Raw genomic sequence first — 17,452 nt, 5'->3', positions numbered from 1 at the left:
CCCGCCGAGGAACGGATAATTCCAATCTCGGTGCTTCGTAATCAGCTTAGAGTCGCGTGTTAACTATTGTCACACTCGGCGATTGCTGATAAATGTTCGACCCTGCGGAACGGTCAGATGGCAGATGAGTCGGGGCGATTCGTTCACAAGCGAGCGCCCAGTTCGAGCGTCGCCGTCGCCGGTCGGCACGACGGCAGCCTCGAACGGAGGTACAGCTTTAACCCCTGACCGTTGACTCCCCTCCATGAATAGACACGACCCGTCCGGCGTGCTCAAGACGACCGCCGCCTCGCTGGCGCTCGTCGATCACATCCTCGAACTGGAGGGGGCGACGATGAGCGAGCTGGTCGAGGCGACGGGCCTCGCGAAGAGCACGGTCCACGCTCACCTCAAGACGCTCGCCGAGTACGGCTACGTCGTGAACGTCGACAACGAGTACCACCTCGGGGCGAAGTTCTGCCACCTCGGCGACTACGTCAGGACGCGCAAGGAGTACTACCGCGTCGCGCAGGAGACCGTCTCGTGGCTCGACAGCGAGTCGTCGATGGACGCGGACTTCGCGGTCGAAGAACACGGTCGCATCGTCTCGTTGTACGGCGACCTCGAATTCGCGAACTCTCCGCGGTTTCTCATCGACGGCAGTCCGTTCCACGTCCACACGACGTGTTCCGGCAAGGCGATTATCGCCGAGTACCCGGAGACGCGGGTGCGGGAAATCATCGACCGGTGGGGGCTTCCGGCGGCGACGGACGACTCCATCACGACCGAGGACGAGCTGTTCGCGGAGCTGGCGACCGTCCGCGAGCGGGGGTACGCCGAGAACAGCGGCGAGGCGGTCGAGGGGTTTTGGGCCATCGGGAAGGCCGTAAAGTCGCCGCGCGGCGAGGTGTACGGGTCGCTGAACCTGAGCGGCCCGGCGTACGTCGTCGACGAGGAGACGCGGGCGACGCAGGTGGAACTGCTCGAACGCGCCGCCGAGCGGTTCGAACAGGGCGTCGCGGAACTGTACCAGACCCAAGCGAGCGAGCCGAACGAAGAGTGAAAACGAGAGGGCGAGAGAGGCGGTGAATCCGTCGGGCGGTACTCGGACGCGTTACGCCGGGACGTTTCCGGACGGAACGACGCCGTCGTCAGTCCAGCCGCGACGCTCGTAGTACGCTTCGAGCGCCGCCTCGAACCCGTCTAACTCGTCGGCGTACGGGAGCGTGTCGTCGCCGCGGTCGAAGCCGCGCTGGTTGTTGAAGTGCCGTTCGAGCGTGACGATGCGGTCGCCGACCGCCAGCAGGTCCTCGAAGTCGGCACCGAACAGCATCTCGTAGCGCTCGGGGGTCATGAAGTCCCGCGAGAACTTGCAGACGATGCCGCTGTCGTTGAGCGCCATCTGGTTTTCCTTCTCGATGAGGCGCTTGGGCTTGCCCTCGAACCCCTCCGGCGGGTAGGCGTCGTCTTTACCCACCAGCGGGTACTCCTGGGAGTAGAACACCGCGTACATGTGGTCCGCGCCGCGGTTGGCGACGGCGTACGACAGGCCCTGTCCGTGGAGGACGCGCCCCTCGTGGGCGGCGAAGTCCATCCCCTTGACCGTCCAGTTCTCCACCCCGAGGTCGTCGTGGACGCGGGCGATTCCCTCCGCGAGGTCGTCGCCGACGCCCTCCCGGAGCGCGATTTTCTCCACGAGGTCGTGGATGAGGTCGGTGTTGCCGAACTCGTCTTCGCTGGCGAGGTAGGCCGCGACGGTGTTGCCGGCCGAGATGGCGTCGAGGCCGTAGCGGTCGCACAGCTCGTTCGACTTCATCACCTCGACGATGTCGTCGACGCCGGAGTTCGACCCGAACGCCATGGTGACTTCGAACTCGGGGCCCTCGGTCTCGACGCCCGCTTCCTCGTCTCTCGTTGGGAGCTTACACGCGAACGCGCAGGCCGAGCAGGTTCCCTTCTTGTACTTCTTCTCCTCGACGGCGTCGCCGTTGATACCCTCCGCGCCCTCGAAGTGGCGCTCGGAGAAGTAGTACGACGGGAGCCCGTCCATCTCGTTTGCGAGGTCCAGCACGGCGACCGTCCCCTGACGCTTCATGATGTGGTCGTCGGTGGCGGCCTCGCGGTGAATCTCCATCTGCGACGACGGAATCTCGATGTCCGGCGCAGAGTCGCCGCCGAAGGTGAGCGCCTTCACGTTCTTCGACCCGAGGACCGCGCCGAGACCGCCGCGGCCGAACGCGCGCTCCTCGCTCGTCATGATAGAGGCGAAGCGCACGAGGTTCTCGCCGGCGGGGCCGACGACCATCGTCCGGTCGGCCTCGATGCCGTGTTCGTCGTCGAGGTACGCGACCGTCTCGGGGACCGTCGCGCCGGCGAGGTCCGGGACGGCCTCGAACTCGACGCCCTCGTCGGTGACGTGGAGGACGACCAGTTCGTCGCTCGTGCCCGTCAGTTCGACCGCCGAGTAGCCCGCGTCCGCGAAGTTCCGCGAGACGAACCCGCCGGCGTTCGACGAGCAGAGGCCGCCGGTCAAAGGCGAGACGCTGGTGCAGTTCGTCCGGCCGGTGAAGCTCATGTTCGACGCCTGCATCGGGCCGGTACTGAAGTAGACCCGGTTGTCCGGGCTGAACGGGTCCACGTCGAAGGGAACGCGCTCGTGGGCGAGTCGGGTGGCCACCCCGCGTCCGCCGACGTAGGATTCGAGAATCCCGTCGATGTCTTCCGTCCGACTCGTCTCGTCTCCCAAGTCGACCGTGAGAAGCGGACCTTTCGAGTGTAACATTGGAAAAAGAAGGAGTTGCCTCGCACAAATCCATTGTGGTTACTGTCGTGTCGCTAACCAAACCACCACGGGAAGCCGGTTCCGAAACCGGATACTGTGTACGTTATCAATAGGAATCGTGGACAAATTATTTATGACTGTTCTACATGGGTGGAGGTATGGTCGCAGGTCCGCCGATTCACGAGTTGCACTTCGACGACGCGCCGAGCGTGGGCGACGTTCCGGGGCCGAAGTCGACGCGACTCCTCGAAAAGCAACAGCGAATCGACAGCAGCGCCGTCTCGTACCCCGAAGACATCCCCATCGCGTTCGAAAGCGGGAAGGGCGCGACGGTGCGCGACGCCGACGGCAACACCTTCATCGACATGTTCGCCGGCATCGGCGTGCTGAACGTCGGGCACTCGAACCCGTACGTCCTCGACGCGGTCCACGAGCAGACGGACAAGTTCGTCCACACCGTCGACTTCCCGACGGAGGCGCGACTCGACCTCATCGAGAAGTTGGACGAAATCGCGCCCGAGGGACTCCGCGGGAACAACCGCGTCGTCTTCGGCGGCCCGACGGGGAGCGACGCCATCGAGGCGTCCATCAAACTCGCCAAGTACAACACCGGGGGGACCGGTCTCGTCGCCTTCCGCGGCGCGTACCACGGCGCGACGAGCGGCGCGATGAGCCTCACCGGCAACAAGAAGTTCAAGGGCGATTACTCGCCGCTCCTCCCCGACGTGGTCCACGCGCCCTACCCGAACACCGTCGAGATGGGCAAGGGACCGCAGGAGGCGGTCGACCACTGTCTCGAAGAGGTCAAGGCCATCTTCGAGGACCCCTACGGCGGCCTCGCCAACCCGGCGGGCATCTTCGTCGAGCCGATTCAGGGCGAAGGCGGCGTCGTCACCCCGCCGAAGGGCTTCCTGAAGGGTCTCCGCGACATCGCCGACGACAACGACGTGCCGCTGGTGTTCGACGAGATTCAGAGCGGCCTCGGGCGCACCGGCGAGTGGTGGGCCAGCGAGTGGTACGGCGTCACGCCGGACGTGATGACCTCGGCGAAGGCGCTCGGCGGGACCGGCTTCCCGCTGTCGGCGACCATCTACCACGAGGACCTCGACACGTGGGGGTCGGGCGACCACGCGGGCACGTACCGCGGCCACGTCGTCGGGATGCGCGCCGGCACCCGCGCCATCGAGTACATCCAGGAACACGACCTCCTCGCGCACGCTCGCGACCTCGGCCAGTACATCCGCGGTCGGCTCTCCGAGGTCGCAGAGGACAACCCCCGAGTCGTGGACGTTCGCGGGAGGGGGCTGTTCATCGCCGCGGAGTTCGTCGACGCCGACGGCAACCCCGACGGCGACGCGGCCGACGCGCTCCAGCAGTACTGCTTCGAGCGCGGCGTGCTGGTGTGGAAGGCCGGCCGGCACGGCAACATCCTGCGTCTGCTTCCGCCGCTCGTGCTCACCCGCGACCTCGCGGAGACGGCGCTCGACGTCATCACCGACGGTATCGAGGCGGTCACGGCCGAGAAACAGCGGCTCTGAGTCGCGCGCTAAGCGCACACCACACGATTCACGCACACCACGATGCCACCGGAACGAGTCACCACGGACGACGCCCCGCGCACGGACAACCCCTACTCGCAGGGCGTCGTCGCCGGCGACACGCTCTACGTCTCGGGCTACGGCCCGGTCGACCCCGAGACGGGCGAGGAGGTCGACGGCGACATCAAGGCACAGACCGACCGCGTGCTCGACAACATCGCGGCCGTCGTCTCCGAGGCCGGCGGCGACGGTCTCGACGACGCGGTGAAACTGACGGTGTACGTCGCCGACCTCGACGATTACGAGCGGGTCAACGAGGCGTACGGCGCGCGGTTCGACGAGGTGCCGCCGGCCCGCGTCTGCGTCGAGGTCGCGCGACTGCCCGGCGACGTGCGGGTCGAGATGGACGCGATAGCGTATCTCGGGTAGGTCGCGGGGCCTGGGGCGCACCCGGCCGCGTCCCGGCCGCACGGCCGCCGACCCGTGGAGGCCGACGAACCGCGGTTCAGTCGTTCAGTTCGTCGACCCGGCGGTCGCGCCGCTCGTTCGCGGCGTCGATTCGGTCGACGAACTCGGACATCTGCGCTTTCATGTCGGCGCGCAGGTCGGTCGCGGAGAAGTCGTCGGACTCCGCGAGGAGCCTGACGAACGCCTGTAACTCCTCGTCGGTGAGCTGGTCGAACGCGCCGCGTTCGAGCTTATCGATGACGGCGTCGACGTCGATTTGACCGACCGGTTCGACGTTGAAATCGACCGTGACCATCCGGTAGTCGGAGCCAGCGAGCTCCTGTTCGGCCTTGTTGACGCCCTCGGCGAGCATGTCCTTGAACGGCGTGTAGTAGCCCATCGTCCCGAGGTGGAGAAAGGCGAGCATATCGGTGATGCCCCGAGTGTACGCCTCGCGGTCGGCGGCGTCGGGGTTGAACACCGTCTCTCGGTCGCGGTCTTCGAGCGACTCGAAGAGGATGGTGAAATCGAGTATCGCGTTGCGGAGGCGGCGCCGAATCCGGTTTCGCTTCTGCTTTTTCGAGTGGTCGGTGTAGTCGGTCTTCCGGCCGAGCAGGAACTCGCGGTCGCTCGGCGTCAGGATACCGCGACCGCGGTCGGCGGCGTAAGCGAGGTCGTCGGTGCCGTCCGTTCCGTCGCCGTCGTTTGCCATATACAGAACGCGTGTACGAATTCGATTAAGCGTTACGAACGGACCGGATATTCGGCCGAAACGGGCCAAAGTCCGGCGAGTTCCGGCGGTCTGTCTACAGTTCGTGTGAAACGGGCGAGCGAGGAGGAGACAACGGGCGTCGAGAGCGCCGCCCCGACTGCGACGAGACGGCTCACCCGCGCCGTGTCGGCGACTTTTCGACCGTTTGTAAACGGATTTCGTTCTCGGCGTTACCGATAACCACAAATTTTATTGGGAATGTACGCACTTGTCGTGATGTGAGACATCACGTAGCATGGTGTCCGGCGGAGCGATAGTATGACAGATCATACCATAGCACACGCGTGCAACGGTCGTCGTGTCGCACAGCACGGGGCGCGGGCCTCGACCAGACAGTTGAGAGGTGGCGGTCCCGTCCAGACGGGGGCCGAGGGCGCTCCCGCGCTCGGGGGGTGTCGGCGGTGAGTTCCTCGAACGGCGCGGTCGGTGAGTTCCTCGACGAAATCGAGCCGGTGGTGTTCGCGTTCGGGGCGGCGATAACGCTGCTCTTCGTCGGCGCGTTCAGTCTCAACCCCGAGGCCTCCTACGACTTCGTCCTCGGGATTCGCCGGTGGATTCTCGCCACGTTCAACTGGTTCTTCCTGTTGGCGATGCTCGGGTTCGTCCTGTTCTTGGGCTTCGTCATCTTCGGGCCGTGGGGGAACCTGAAGCTCGGCGACGAGGACCCCGAGTACAGCTTCCTCTCGTACTTCGCGATGATGTACTCCGCCGGGCTCGCGGCGGGTATCGTCTTCTGGGGGCCCGCCGAGGCGCTGTTCCACTACTCGTCGGTCCCGCCGCTGTACGGGGCCCAAGCCGAGTCGGCGGCGGCGATGCCGCTCGCGGTCCAGTACTCAATCTTCCACTGGAGTCTGACCCAGTGGTCGTGTTTCACCGTGATGGGCCTCGCCATCGGGTACTTCGTCTACAACTACGACGCGCCGCTTCGAGTGTCGGCGGTTCTGACGCCGATTCTCGGCGCGGACAACGTGGACGGCGCGATAGGGAAAGTCGTCGATATCCTCGCCGTGTTCGCGACGCTCGGCGGCGTCGCCACCTCGCTGGGCTTCATCGGGAGCCAGTTCATCACCGGCCTGAACTTCCAGTGGGGTATCCAACTCGGCGACGTGGGGACCGTCCTCGTCATCACCGGCATGGTGGTCATCTTCACCGTCTCGCTGGTGTTGGGCGTCGACAAGGGGATTCGCCGGCTCTCGAACTTCAACATGGCTCTGTTTTCCCTGTTGATGCTGGCGACGCTGATATTCGGGCCGACCTTCCGTATCCTCGAACTCGGCACGCAGGCGACCGGTGGCTTCGTCGGCGACTTCTTCGAGATGAGCCTGTTCACGCAGGCCACCGCGACCAGCGCCACCAAGTGGGTCAACGCGTGGACCGTGTTCTACTGGCTCTGGCCGCTGGCGTGGTCGCCCTTCGCGGGCCTGTTCATCGCCCGCATCTCGCGCGGTCGGAGCGTCCGCGAAGTCGCGTTCGCCGGTATCGGCGCGACCTCGCTGGCGACGGTCCCGTGGTTCGCCATCGTCGGCGGCGCGGGCGTCATCATGCAGCACACGGGCGCGGCGAACGTCCTCGGACCGGTCTCGGAGTACGGCGAGGCGGTCTCGGGGTACGTCCTCTTCGGTAACCTCCCCATCGCCGGGCCGCTCCTCCTGTTCGCGTTCCTCGTGCTCGTGACGACGTTCTTCGTTACCTCCGCCGACTCGTCGACCCTCGCGGTGTCGATGATGACGACCGGCGGAAAGGAAGAGCCGTCGGCACTCAACCGCATCTTCTGGGCCGTGCTTCAGGGCGCGGTCGCGTCCATCCTGATGGTCGTCGGCGGCGTGAACGCCCTGCAGTCCGCGGCGATTATCACGGGCGCGCCGTTCGCGATTATCTGCGTGGTTGCGACGCTCGGGCTCATCAACACCTTCCAAGACGACTACGGGAGCCTCCTCCTCCAAGACGAGACGAGCCTCTGGGGGAAATCGGAGTCGACCGGCGGGCAAGCGCCGGCCGCGAACGTCTCCAGCCACGACGACGACTGACGCCGAATCAAGCCGAACGTCGTTCCGTCCCCGTCTCTGTCCCCGTCGCCGTCCGTCTCCGTTCTCTGCGGCCCGGTTCCGACCGCGAGCGCCGGCGGCGCGGCCGATGCGGTCGACCCGACCGTCGCGAACAGACCCACACGGTCGTTCCTGAGATACCAAGTTTTAATGTACACCATTAACAAATCCTGTGTATGGATAGGGATACCGCAGAGCCGGACGCAGCAGCGCTGCCCGGACCCAACGCCGAGAAGTGGGTCGAGTTCCACCACGAGCACGCCGCGCCCAGCGAGTACTCCCACGAGTTCGTCTGGGACGTGACCGCCGAGGCCGACGGCCCGTTCGTCACCGACGTGGACGGAAACGTCCTCCTAGACTTCACCTGTCACATCGGGGCCGCCCCGCTCGGCTACAACAACGAGAAGGTGCTGTCGAAGCTCCGGGAGTTCGACCTCGTCGAGCCGATGAAAATCGCCGGTCAGGACATGTACTTCGGCGCGGGACCGGACCCCGAGACCGCCGAGTTCCCGGGGTCGAGTCACCTGATGGACAAGCTCACCGACGTGTCCTCTCACTACGGGATGGACACGGTGTTCCTGTCGAACTCCGGGGCCGAGGCCGTCGAGAACGCGATGAAGATAACCCACGACCGCAAGGCCCCCGCGAAGTACGGCTACGCCTTCGAGGGGAGCTTCCACGGGCGGACGCTCGGGACGCTCTCGCTCACGAAGTCGAAGGAGGTCTACACCCGCCACTACCCGCAGGTCGCGGGCATCGAGACGGTGCCGTTCTGCGCGGATTCGGGCTGTTCGACCGAGACCTGCGACTGCGGCTTCTTCGCCGGCGACGGGTCGCAGTTGCGGAGCTCGCTGTCGCCGGAGGGCGGCCACGTCAACCCCGACGAGGTGGCGTTCGCGATTCTCGAACCGATTCAGGGCGTCGGGGGGTACCGCTTCCCGAGCGAGGCGTTCATGGCCGAGGTGGGCGACGTCTGCGACACCTACGACATCCCGCTCGTCGTGGACGAGATTCAGTCCGGCGTCGGTCGCACCGGCGAGATGTGGGCCGCCGACCACTACCCCATCGAACCCGACGTCATCGCCAGCGCGAAGGGCCTCCGCGTCGGCGCGACCGTCTCGCGGTCCGAGGTCTTCCCGACCGAGAAGAACCGCCTCGGGTCGACGTTCGGCGGCGGCGACCTGCTCGCGTCGATGCAGGGCGCGCTCACGCTCGACGCCATCCAGGAGTACGACCTGCTCGACAACGCGACCGAGCGCGGCCGACAGGCGAAGGAACTCCTCGCCGACGACGCGCCCGACCACGTGGTCGATATCCGCGGCAAGGGGCTCATGCTCGCCGTCGAGTTCGACACCAAACAGCGCCGCGACGCCGTCGTCGAGGCGGCGCTCGACCGCGGTCTGCTCACCCTCGGCTGCGGGAAGAAGACGATTCGCCTCCTGCCCCCGCTCGACTCCACGGAGCGCGAAATCGAGATGGGCGTGGGCATCTTCTGCGAGGCGATGGACGCCGTGGCGACCGAAGTGCCCGCGTGAGCGTCGGCGTCGCCGAACGAACAGCACAAAAAGACGCGGACCCGAGACGGGCCACCCTCGTTTTTCCGGACTCGTCAGGCCGACTCGGTGGACTCGCCGACGCGCCTGTTCAGCGAGTGTGAGACGACCTCGACGCCGTCGAGAGCGGCCAGCGAGTCGAGCGCGTCCGCGAGGTGGTCCGGGCCGCTCCCGGCGAGTCGGACCTCGACCGGAACCCGGTTCGGCGCGTCCGCGGCGGTCCGGGCGGCGCGCTCGACGCTATCGAGTTCGGCTCCCGCGTCGGCGACGGTCTCCGAGAGGTCGCCCAGCGCCGCCGGCCAGCCGTCGAGTTCGAGACGGGCTTCGACGGCGCGCCCGAGCGCCTGCATCCCGACGCGAGTCAGTTCGGCGTGTTCGGACAGGCCGACGTTGCCGCCGGAGACGACGGCCGCGACGCGTTCGCCCTCGACGTCGACCGCGCCGGAGAGGAGCGCGGCGACCGGGGCCGCGCCGGCCGGTTCGGCGACCGTCTTCGCCCGCTCGGCGAGGACCGTCACGGCGACCGCGAGGTCCGCGTCGTCGACCGAGACCACGTCGTCGACGCGGTCGCGGACGACAGCGAACGTCCGCTCTAACAGCCGCGCGTCGGCGATGCCCTCGGCGACGGTATCGACCTCCGAGAGCATGCGAATCTCGTCGGCCTCCAGCGAGGGCTTTGCGTGGGCCGCGCCCTCGGGTTGGACGCCGACGACGCGCACGTCTGGGTTCCGCGCCTTCATCGCGGTGGCGATGCCGGAGATGAGGCCGCCGCCGCCGATAGAGACGAGAACCGTGTCCACGTCGGGCGCGTCCGCCGCGATTTCCCGCCCGACGGTTCCCTGTCCGGCGATGACGGCCGCGTCGTCGAAGGGATGGACGAACTCCAGCCCCTCCTCGTCGGCGAGGCGCAGGGCGTGTTCGTACGACTCCTCGTAGATGTCGCCCTCGACGACGACGTCCGCGCCGTAGCCGCGGGTGGCGTCGATTTTCACCGCCGGGGTGATTTCGGGGACGACGATGGTCGTGTCGATGCCGAGCAGGTCGCCCGCGAGCGCGACGCCCTGCGCGTGGTTGCCGGCGCTGGAGGCGACGACGCCCCGCTCGCGCACCGACTCGGGGAGTCGCGCCATCGCGTTGTACGCGCCGCGAATCTTGAACGACCCCGTCCGCTGGACGTTCTCCAGTTTGAGGTCGACCCGCTCGGCCCCGCAGCGGTCGGCGATGGTCCGCGAGCTATCGAGCGGCGTCCGGTGGACCACGCCGTCGAGTCGCTCGTGGGCGTCCGCCACGTCGTCGGCGGTGACGACGTCGGACGCCGGCGGGGCCGACTCGCCGGTGACGCGCCCGTCGCTCATCGATTCGCTCCCTCGATTTCCGGTGCCGACTCGACGCCGGCGACAGAGAGAATCGACCGCGTGAGCACTTCGACGCCGGTTTCGAGGCTTCGCTCGTCCACGTCGAACGTCGCGGTGTGGTGGCTCGTCGGGTGGTCGGTGCCGACGATGGAGTAACACGCGAGGCCGCCGTCCTGCTGGACGCGCTCCATGAGGAACGTCGCGTCCTCGCTCGCGCCGAAGTCGGCGGTCGGCACGACGCGGTCGACGCCCCGTACATCCTCGGCGGCGTCGGCGACCGCCTCGACGAGTTCGGGGTCGCTGTCGGCTCGGGGGCTCTCGCTGACCACGTCCACGGTCGCCTCGCAGTCGTGCAGTTCGGCCGCCTTCTCGAACCGCCGGCGGAGTTCGGACTTCGCGTACTCCATGAGTTCGGTCGTCTCGCCGCGCGCCTCGGCGACGGCCTCGACCTCGTCGGCGATGACGTTGCTCGCGGTGCCGCCTTCGACCCGGCCGACGTTGACGCGGGTCATCCCGTCGGAGTGCCGCGGAATCCCGTAGACGCTCTCGATGGCGGTACCGAGCGCGTGGATGGCGTTCGCGCCGGCCTCCGGCGCTTTCCCCGCGTGGGCCGTCGTGCCCTCGATTTCCGCGTCGATGTGGCACATGGCGAGCGGTTTCTCGATGCCGGCGACGACCTCGCCCGTCGGGTGGTCGAGGCCGACGTGGACCGCGAAGAAGTAGTCGATGCCGGCGGCGTACTCGCTTTTCGCCATGGGCGCGCCGCCGCCCGAAACCTCCTCCGCGGGCTGGAAGAACACGACGAGTCGGCCCGAGAAGTCGCTCTTCTTGACGGCTTCGAGCGTCGCCAGCCCCCACGTCATGTGGGTGTCGTGGCCGCAGGCGTGCATCGTCTCGCCCGTCTCCGAGCGGAAGCCCTCGGCCGCGGGGTCGTGGGCCGCGTCGTCCGACTCCTCGATGAACAGCCCGTCGATGTCGACCCGGAGGCCGACCGTCGGCCCCTCGCCGCGGTCGAGGACCGCGACACAGCCGGTCGTCCCGCCGCGGAGCGGTTCGAGGAGGTCCGGGTCGGTCCCGCTGTCGAGCGCCCGCTCGTACCACTCGTCGAGCCGGTCGTCGCTCGGGACGGCCATCCGGTCTGCGGGGTCGTAGGCGTCCGCGCCGACGGCGAGTTCGTCCACGCCGATGGCGCGCAGTTCCTCGACGAGCCGCGCGGTCGTCCGGAACTCGCACCAGCCGGGTTCGGGGTGGCGGTGGAGGTCTCTGCGAAGCTCCGCTAATCGCGCTCGAACGGCGTCAGCCATGCGTACACGTACCACTCGCCACCCACTTAAGCATAAACGGTATCCGTGGACACCGGCTACACAAAAAGACTAAGGGAGCGTCACCCAATCGATGTAGCAACCGCGCCCGCGACGCGCGCGACTCACACCATGACCGAGACAGACATCGTCGTCCTCCGCGAGGGGACCGAGGGCCTTTCGATGGAATCGTACGCCGACGCGCTCCGCGAGCGCCTCCCGGACCGGACCGTCACGCTCGCCCGGACGCCGAAACAGGAACGCGAACTCGTCGCCGACGCCCGCGTCGTCACGGGCATCACGATAGACGAGGACCTGCTGGACCGCGCCGACCGACTCGAACTGTTCGCCTGCACGTTCGCCGGGACCGACCACGTCCCGATGGACGCGCTCGCGGACCACGGCGTCGCCGTCACCAACGCCGGCGGCATCCACGCGCCCGGCATCGCCGAGCAGGCCATCGGCAACATGCTCGTGTTCGCCCGCCGGCTCCACGAGGGCTGGCGGCGCAAGCAGAGCGCCGAGTGGCGGCACTTCCAGTCCGGCGAGTTCACCGACAGCACGGTGACGATTATCGGTCTCGGCTCCATCGGGCAGGCCGTCGCCCAGCGCTTGCAGGGCTTCGAAGTCGAGACCATCGGCATCCGCTACACCCCGTCGAAGGGCGGCCCGACCGACGAAGTCGCCGGCTTCGAGGCCGACGCGATTCACGACGCGCTCTCCCGGAGCGAGTACGTCGTCGTCGCGTGCCCGCTGAACGACCTGACCCGCGGACTCATCGGCGTCGCCGAGTTCGCCACGATGCCGACCGACGCGGTGGTCGTCAACGCCGCCCGCGGCGGCATCGTCGACACCGACGCGCTCGTGTCTGCCCTCCGGTCGAACAAGATTCGCGGGGCCGCCCTCGACGTGACCGACCCCGAGCCGCTCCCCGCCGACCACCCGCTGTGGGGGCTGGAAAACTGCCTCATCACGCCCCACACGGGCGGCCACACGCCCAAACACTGGGACCGCCTCGCCGACATCGTCGCCGGAAACCTCGGGCGACTCGACGAGGGCGAGGAGTTGGAGAACCAAGTGCTGGCCGCCGAGTCGAACTGACTCCCGATGGCGACGCAGGAACGACCCGACGACCCCCGCGGCGACCGGCAGGCCGACCCGCCCGCTGACTCGCGGGTCGACCCCAGTAACGACCCGCGCGCCGACTACGACTACGTCGGCGGCGACACCGACCGCGAGGCGCTCGTCTCCGACCTCGACCGCCTCGTCGACGGAGACGTGCGGTTCGACGAGTACACCCGACAGCTGTACGCGACCGACGCCTCGGCGTACGAAGTGCTCCCCGTCGGCGTCGTCATGCCGGCCTCGACCGCCGACGTGGCGGCCGTCGTGGAGTACTGCGCCGACCGCGAGATTCCCGTCCTCCCCCGCGGCGGCGGCACGAGCCTCGCCGGACAGGCCGTCAACGAAGCCGTCGTCCTCGACCTCTCGCGGCACATGGACGGCGTCGAGTCGGTGGACGCCGAGGCGGCGACGGCGACCGCGCAGGCCGGAGTCACGCTCGCGGACCTCAATAACTCCGCGGCCGACCATGGTCTCACGTTCGGCCCGGACCCCGCCGCGGGCGACCGGAGCGTCCTCGGGGGCGCTATCGGCAACAACTCCACCGGCGCGCACTCCCTGAAGTACGGCAAGACCGACTACTACGTCGAGGAGTGCGAGGTCGTCCTCGCCGACGGGAGCGTCCACCGCTTCGGCGAGGTGCGCGTGGACGACCTCCGGGAGAAGGCCGACCCCGAGAGCGACGCGTGGGGGGCCGACGGCCCGGCGAGTCCGCTTCTCCCCCGAATCTACGCCGAGGTCGTCCGCGTGCTCGACGAGGAACGCGACGAAATCGACGCCCGCTACCCGGACCTCAAGCGCAACGTCTCCGGCTACAACCTCGACGCGCTGGTCGAGGAGGCTCGCGGGGAGCGCCCGCTGGCCGACGGGACCGGTACCGACCCGGACTGCGAGTCCGGGACCGTGAACCTCGCGCGCCTGCTCGCCGGGAGCGAGGGGACCCTCGCCGTCGTGACCGAGGCGACCGTCTCGCTCGAACCGCTCCCGGAGACGAAGGCGGTCGCGCTCCTCACCTACGAGGACGTGTTCGACGCCGCCGCCGACGTGGCCTCCATCCTCGACCACGACCCGGCGGCGGTCGAACTCATCGACGACGTGCTCATCGACCTCGCGCTCGACACCGCCGAGTTCCACGACGTGGCCGCGTCGCTCCCCGACGGGACCCGCGCGGCCCTGCTGGTCGAGTTCTACGCCGACTCCGACGCCGAGGGCCGGCGGAAAGTCGCCGACCTGCTGACGGCCCGCGCGCCCTCGGTGACGCCGGAGGCGACGCCGTCTTCGGGCGTCGGCGTCGCCGACGACGCCCGCGCGTTCGACGCGCTGGAGGCCCACGACGAGGCGGCCCGCGCGGGGCTCTGGGAGATGCGCAAGGCCGCCGCGCCCATCCTGCTCTCGCGGACGACCGACGAGAAGCACATCTCGTTCATCGAGGACTGCGCCGTGCCGGCCGACGAACTGCCGGGGTACGTCGAGCGCTTCCGCGAGGTCATCGACGACCACGACGCCAACACGAGTTTCTACGCCCACGCGGGCCCGGGCGTGCTGCACGTCCGCCCGCTGGTCAACACGAAGACGCTCGACGGCCTCGACTCGTTCGAGACCATCGCCGACGAGGTGACGGAGTTCGTCGTCGAGGCCGGCGGGTCGGTGTCGGGCGAACACGGCGACGGCCGCGCGCGGACCCAATGGAACCGCAAGCTGTACGGCGACCGCCTCTGGAACGCCTTCCGCGACCTCAAAACCGCGTTCGACCCCGACTGGCTCCTGAATCCGGGGCAGGTCTGCGGCGACGTGTCGATGACCGAGAACCTCCGCTTTTCCCCCGACTACGAGTTCGACGCCGGTTTCGACCCCGAACTCCACTGGGACACCGAAAACGGCTTTCGGGGGATGGCGGAGCTCTGCCACGGTTGCGGCGGCTGTCGGGGCGACCAATCGACCACCGGCGGCGTGATGTGTCCGACCTACCGCGCCACGGAAGAGGAAGGACTGTCGACCCGCGGCCGGGCGAACATGCTCAGACAGGCGATGAGCGGCGACCTCGACGCCGACGCGACGGACACCGAGTTCATGCGCGAGGTGCTGGACCTCTGTGTCGGCTGTAAGGGCTGCGCCCGCGACTGCCCGAGCGAGGTCGACATGGCGAAGCTCAAAGCCGAGGTCGAACACGCCCACCACCAGCGCGAGGGCGCGAGCCTCCGGGACCACCTGTTCGCCGAGGTGGACCGCCTGAACGAACTGGGGTCGCGGCTCGCCCCGCTTTCGAACTGGGCGGCGAAGATTCCGGGCGCGCGGACGGTCATGGAGAAGACCGTCGGCGTCGCCAAGGAGCGGTCGCTCCCGACGTTCCACAGCGAGTCGCTGGAAGAGTGGTTCGAGGCGCGCGGCGGCGCTCGCGTCCCCGAGGCCGAGGCGACCGACAAGGTGCTTCTGTTCCCGGACAGCTACACCAACTACAACCACCCCGACGCGGGGAAGGCCGCGGTTCGCGTCCTCGAAGCCGCCGGCGTCCACGTCTCGATTCCCGACGACGTGACCGCGACCGGCCGCCCGGCCCACTCGAAGGGCTTTCTCGACCGCTCGCGGGCGCGCGCCGAGACGAACGTCGACGCGCTCGCACCCCGCGTCGAAGCCGGCTGGAGCGTCGTCCTCGTCGAGCCGTCCGACGCGGTCATGCTCCAGTCGGACTACCTCGACCTGCTTTCGAGCGAGGACGCCGAGCGCGTCGCCGCCGAGACCTACGGCGTCATGGAGTACCTCGATTCGAAGCGCCTCGTGGAGGACCTCGACTGCGACGCCGCAACGTCGGCGGGCGCGGACGACGAGACGCTGACGTACCACGGCCACTGCCACCAGAAGGCGACGCGAAAGGACCACCACGCGGTGGGCGTCCTCCGGCGCGCCGGCTACGACGTGGACCCGCTCGATTCGGGCTGTTGCGGCATGGCCGGGAGCTTCGGCTACGAGGCCGAACACCACTCGCTGTCGAAGGCCATCGGCGGCATCCTCTCGGACCAAATCGGCGAGAGCCGCGGCGACACCGTCGTCGCCCCCGGCGCGTCGTGTCGGACGCAACTCGAAGACATGGACGGCGCGGCCGACGACCCGCCACATCCGATAGAGAAGGTCGCCGACGCGGTCGCTGACTGAGGAGCGCGCCGAAAAAGAAACCGGACCGCACCGCGGCCCTCGGGTCGCGGGTCGATTGGGGGTCGCGCGAGGCTCAGCCGCTCAGGGCCAGAGACCCCGCGTCTCCTTCGCGCCGCCGATGCGGGAGAGCGCGACGACGTAGGCCGCGTCGCGCCACGTCAGGTCGCGTTCTTCGACGTGTTCGCGGACCGCGTTCCACGCCTTGAGCATCTCGGCTTCGAGTTCCTCGTGGACGCGTTCGAGCGACCACTGGCGGCGGTTGATGTCCTGGAGCCACTCGAAGTACGAGACCGTCACGCCGCCGGCGTTGGCGAGGATGTCGGGGAGGACCGGAATCCCGCGCTCTTCGAGGACGGCGTCGGCCGCGAACGTCGTCGGCCCGTTCGCGCCCTCGACGACCATCTCCGCCGAGACGGCGTCGACGTTCTCGGTCGTGATGACGTTCCCGATGGCCGCGGGGATGAGCACGTCAACGTCGAGTTCGAGCAGTTCCTCGTTCGTGAGCGACTCGGGGGCGTCGTAGCCCGACACCATGCCGGGGCGCTCGTCGTGGCCCTCGACGTCCTGCGTGTCGAGGCCGGCGGGGTCGTAGATGGCCCCGTCCACGTCGGAGACGGCGACCACCTTCGCGCCCCACTCGTCGAGGAGGCGCGCGGCGTTCGCGCCGACGGACCCGAACCCTTGGACGGCGACGGTGGTGTCTTCGATGTCCCAGTCGTAGAAGTCGATGGCTTCGCGGGTGACGATGGCGACGGAGCGACCGGGGGCCTCCTCGCGGCCGTACGACCCGCCGATGACCGGCGGCTTACCCGTCACGACGCCGGGCGTCGTCTCGCCCTGCTGCATCGAGTAGGCGTCCATGAACCACGCCATCTCCTGCGGGCCGGTTCCCATGTCGGGCGCGGGAACGTCTTTCTTCGGCCCGACGACGTTCCGAATCTCCTCGGCGAAGCGGCGCGTGAGTCGCTCGCGCTCCTCGTCGGAGAGCGTCTTCGGGTCGACCGCGACGCCGCCCTTGCCGCCGCCGAACGGCAGGTCCATCACGGCGCACTTCCACGTCATCCACATCGAGAGCCCGATGCACTCGTCGGCGGTCACTTCCGGGTGGTAGCGAAGCCCGCCCTTGTACGGTCCGCGAACGTCGTCGTGCTGGGCTCGGAAGCCCGTGAACACGTCGAGGGAGCCGTCGTCGCGGCGGAGCGGGACCGACACCTGCTGGACTCGCGTCGGGTGCTTCAGGCGCGCGACGACACCGTCGTCGACGGCGGCGTGACTCGCCGCGCGTTCGAGCTGTCTGCGCGCCGTCGCCAGCGCCGATTCGGATTCGGACTCCGTGCCGCCGTCGGCGACCGCCTCGCCGCGTCGATTTTTGCCATCTTCGTTCATCCTATTAGGGCTGTGACCCCGA

General features: G+C 68.2%; 12 protein-coding genes. 7 read left to right on the top strand and 5 right to left on the bottom strand.

The features are described from left to right. Positions 1-244 precede the first annotated feature (244 nt). On the top strand, positions 245-1,042 hold the full coding sequence (locus tag NDI65_RS10525; protein WP_089780362.1) for an IclR family transcriptional regulator C-terminal domain-containing protein: 798 nt from the start codon (positions 245-247) through the stop codon (positions 1,040-1,042). A gap of 51 nt (positions 1,043-1,093) precedes the next feature. Here the strand turns inward: NDI65_RS10525 and NDI65_RS10520 are convergent, their stop codons facing one another. Then, positions 1,094-2,761: an aldehyde ferredoxin oxidoreductase C-terminal domain-containing protein gene (locus tag NDI65_RS10520; protein WP_089780365.1), complete on the bottom strand. Its 1,668-nt coding sequence runs from the start codon at positions 2,759-2,761 to the stop codon at positions 1,094-1,096. A 158-nt stretch (positions 2,762-2,919) separates the two neighbouring features. Here NDI65_RS10520 and NDI65_RS10515 point away from each other — a divergent pair, with 158 nt between their 5' ends. Together NDI65_RS10515 and NDI65_RS10510 are read left to right on the top strand one after the other, a co-directional pair. Further along, positions 2,920-4,299: an aspartate aminotransferase family protein gene (locus NDI65_RS10515; protein ID WP_089780367.1), complete on the top strand. Its 1,380-nt coding sequence runs from the start codon at positions 2,920-2,922 to the stop codon at positions 4,297-4,299. 42 nt (positions 4,300-4,341) lie between these two features. Then, the gene (locus NDI65_RS10510; protein ID WP_310893641.1) at positions 4,342-4,728 is read left to right on the top strand and encodes a Rid family detoxifying hydrolase; all 387 of its coding nucleotides are present in this window, start codon (positions 4,342-4,344) and stop codon (positions 4,726-4,728) included. A 76-nt stretch (positions 4,729-4,804) separates the two neighbouring features. Here the strand turns inward: NDI65_RS10510 and NDI65_RS10505 are convergent, their stop codons facing one another. Next, on the bottom strand, positions 4,805-5,458 hold the full coding sequence (locus tag NDI65_RS10505; protein WP_089780370.1) for a hypothetical protein: 654 nt from the start codon (positions 5,456-5,458) through the stop codon (positions 4,805-4,807). A 452-nt stretch (positions 5,459-5,910) separates the two neighbouring features. Here NDI65_RS10505 and NDI65_RS10500 point away from each other — a divergent pair, with 452 nt between their 5' ends. Next, the gene (locus NDI65_RS10500; RefSeq protein WP_089780371.1) at positions 5,911-7,545 is read left to right on the top strand and encodes a BCCT family transporter; all 1,635 of its coding nucleotides are present in this window, start codon (positions 5,911-5,913) and stop codon (positions 7,543-7,545) included. Between the two features lie 194 nt (positions 7,546-7,739). Then, a complete protein-coding gene (locus NDI65_RS10495; protein WP_089780373.1) occupies positions 7,740-9,098 on the top strand; it encodes an aminotransferase class III-fold pyridoxal phosphate-dependent enzyme in 1,359 nt (452 codons plus the stop codon). Between the two features lie 74 nt (positions 9,099-9,172). Here NDI65_RS10495 and ilvA read toward each other — a convergent pair whose 3' ends face one another. Beyond that, positions 9,173-10,471 (bottom strand): threonine ammonia-lyase, encoded by a 1,299-nt coding sequence (ilvA, locus tag NDI65_RS10490; RefSeq protein ID WP_310893640.1) that lies wholly within the window; start codon positions 10,469-10,471, stop codon positions 9,173-9,175. Next, positions 10,468-11,775 carry an amidohydrolase gene (locus tag NDI65_RS10485; RefSeq protein ID WP_089780377.1) on the bottom strand — a complete coding sequence of 436 codons (1,308 nt, stop codon included), beginning with the start codon at positions 11,773-11,775 and terminating at the stop codon, positions 10,468-10,470. The genes ilvA and NDI65_RS10485 overlap by 4 nt, the downstream gene beginning before the upstream one ends. A gap of 129 nt (positions 11,776-11,904) precedes the next feature. Here NDI65_RS10485 and NDI65_RS10480 point away from each other — a divergent pair, with 129 nt between their 5' ends. Then, positions 11,905-12,873 carry a D-2-hydroxyacid dehydrogenase gene (locus NDI65_RS10480; RefSeq protein ID WP_089780379.1) on the top strand — a complete coding sequence of 323 codons (969 nt, stop codon included), beginning with the start codon at positions 11,905-11,907 and terminating at the stop codon, positions 12,871-12,873. Positions 12,874-12,879: 6 nt separating this feature from the next. Next, complete coding sequence (locus NDI65_RS10475) at positions 12,880-16,044, top strand: FAD-binding and (Fe-S)-binding domain-containing protein (RefSeq protein WP_089780381.1); 3,165 nt, start codon at positions 12,880-12,882, stop codon at positions 16,042-16,044. Between the two features lie 81 nt (positions 16,045-16,125). On the opposite strand, the gene gdhB is transcribed toward NDI65_RS10475, so the two are convergent. After that, positions 16,126-17,430, bottom strand: a complete 1,305-nt coding sequence (gene gdhB, locus NDI65_RS10470; protein WP_089780383.1) for a glutamate dehydrogenase GdhB — start codon at positions 17,428-17,430, stop codon at positions 16,126-16,128. Positions 17,431-17,452 lie beyond the last annotated feature (22 nt).

Origin of the sequence: Haloferax sp. S2CR25 (genome assembly GCF_031624535.1) — an archaeon.
In the GTDB taxonomy this organism is placed as follows: Archaea; Halobacteriota; Halobacteria; order Halobacteriales; family Haloferacaceae; genus Haloferax; species Haloferax massiliensis.
This window is presented reverse-complemented; position numbering and strand designations above follow the sequence as displayed.

Bases quoted from the DNA above. Each gene is read 5' to 3' on its own strand.
- NDI65_RS10525 (WP_089780362.1), top strand. From the start codon at position 245: ATGAATAGACACGACCCGTCCGGCGTGCTCAAGACGACCGCCGCCTCG.
- NDI65_RS10520 (WP_089780365.1), bottom strand. From the start codon at position 2,761: ATGTTACACTCGAAAGGTCCGCTTCTCACGGTCGACTTGGGAGACGAG.
- NDI65_RS10515 (WP_089780367.1), top strand. From the start codon at position 2,920: ATGGTCGCAGGTCCGCCGATTCACGAGTTGCACTTCGACGACGCGCCG.
- NDI65_RS10510 (WP_310893641.1), top strand. From the start codon at position 4,342: ATGCCACCGGAACGAGTCACCACGGACGACGCCCCGCGCACGGACAAC.
- NDI65_RS10505 (WP_089780370.1), bottom strand. From the start codon at position 5,458: ATGGCAAACGACGGCGACGGAACGGACGGCACCGACGACCTCGCTTAC.
- NDI65_RS10495 (WP_089780373.1), top strand. From the start codon at position 7,740: ATGGATAGGGATACCGCAGAGCCGGACGCAGCAGCGCTGCCCGGACCC.
- ilvA (WP_310893640.1), bottom strand. From the start codon at position 10,471: ATGAGCGACGGGCGCGTCACCGGCGAGTCGGCCCCGCCGGCGTCCGAC.
- NDI65_RS10485 (WP_089780377.1), bottom strand. From the start codon at position 11,775: ATGGCTGACGCCGTTCGAGCGCGATTAGCGGAGCTTCGCAGAGACCTC.
- NDI65_RS10480 (WP_089780379.1), top strand. From the start codon at position 11,905: ATGACCGAGACAGACATCGTCGTCCTCCGCGAGGGGACCGAGGGCCTT.
- NDI65_RS10475 (WP_089780381.1), top strand. From the start codon at position 12,880: ATGGCGACGCAGGAACGACCCGACGACCCCCGCGGCGACCGGCAGGCC.
- gdhB (WP_089780383.1), bottom strand. From the start codon at position 17,430: ATGAACGAAGATGGCAAAAATCGACGCGGCGAGGCGGTCGCCGACGGC.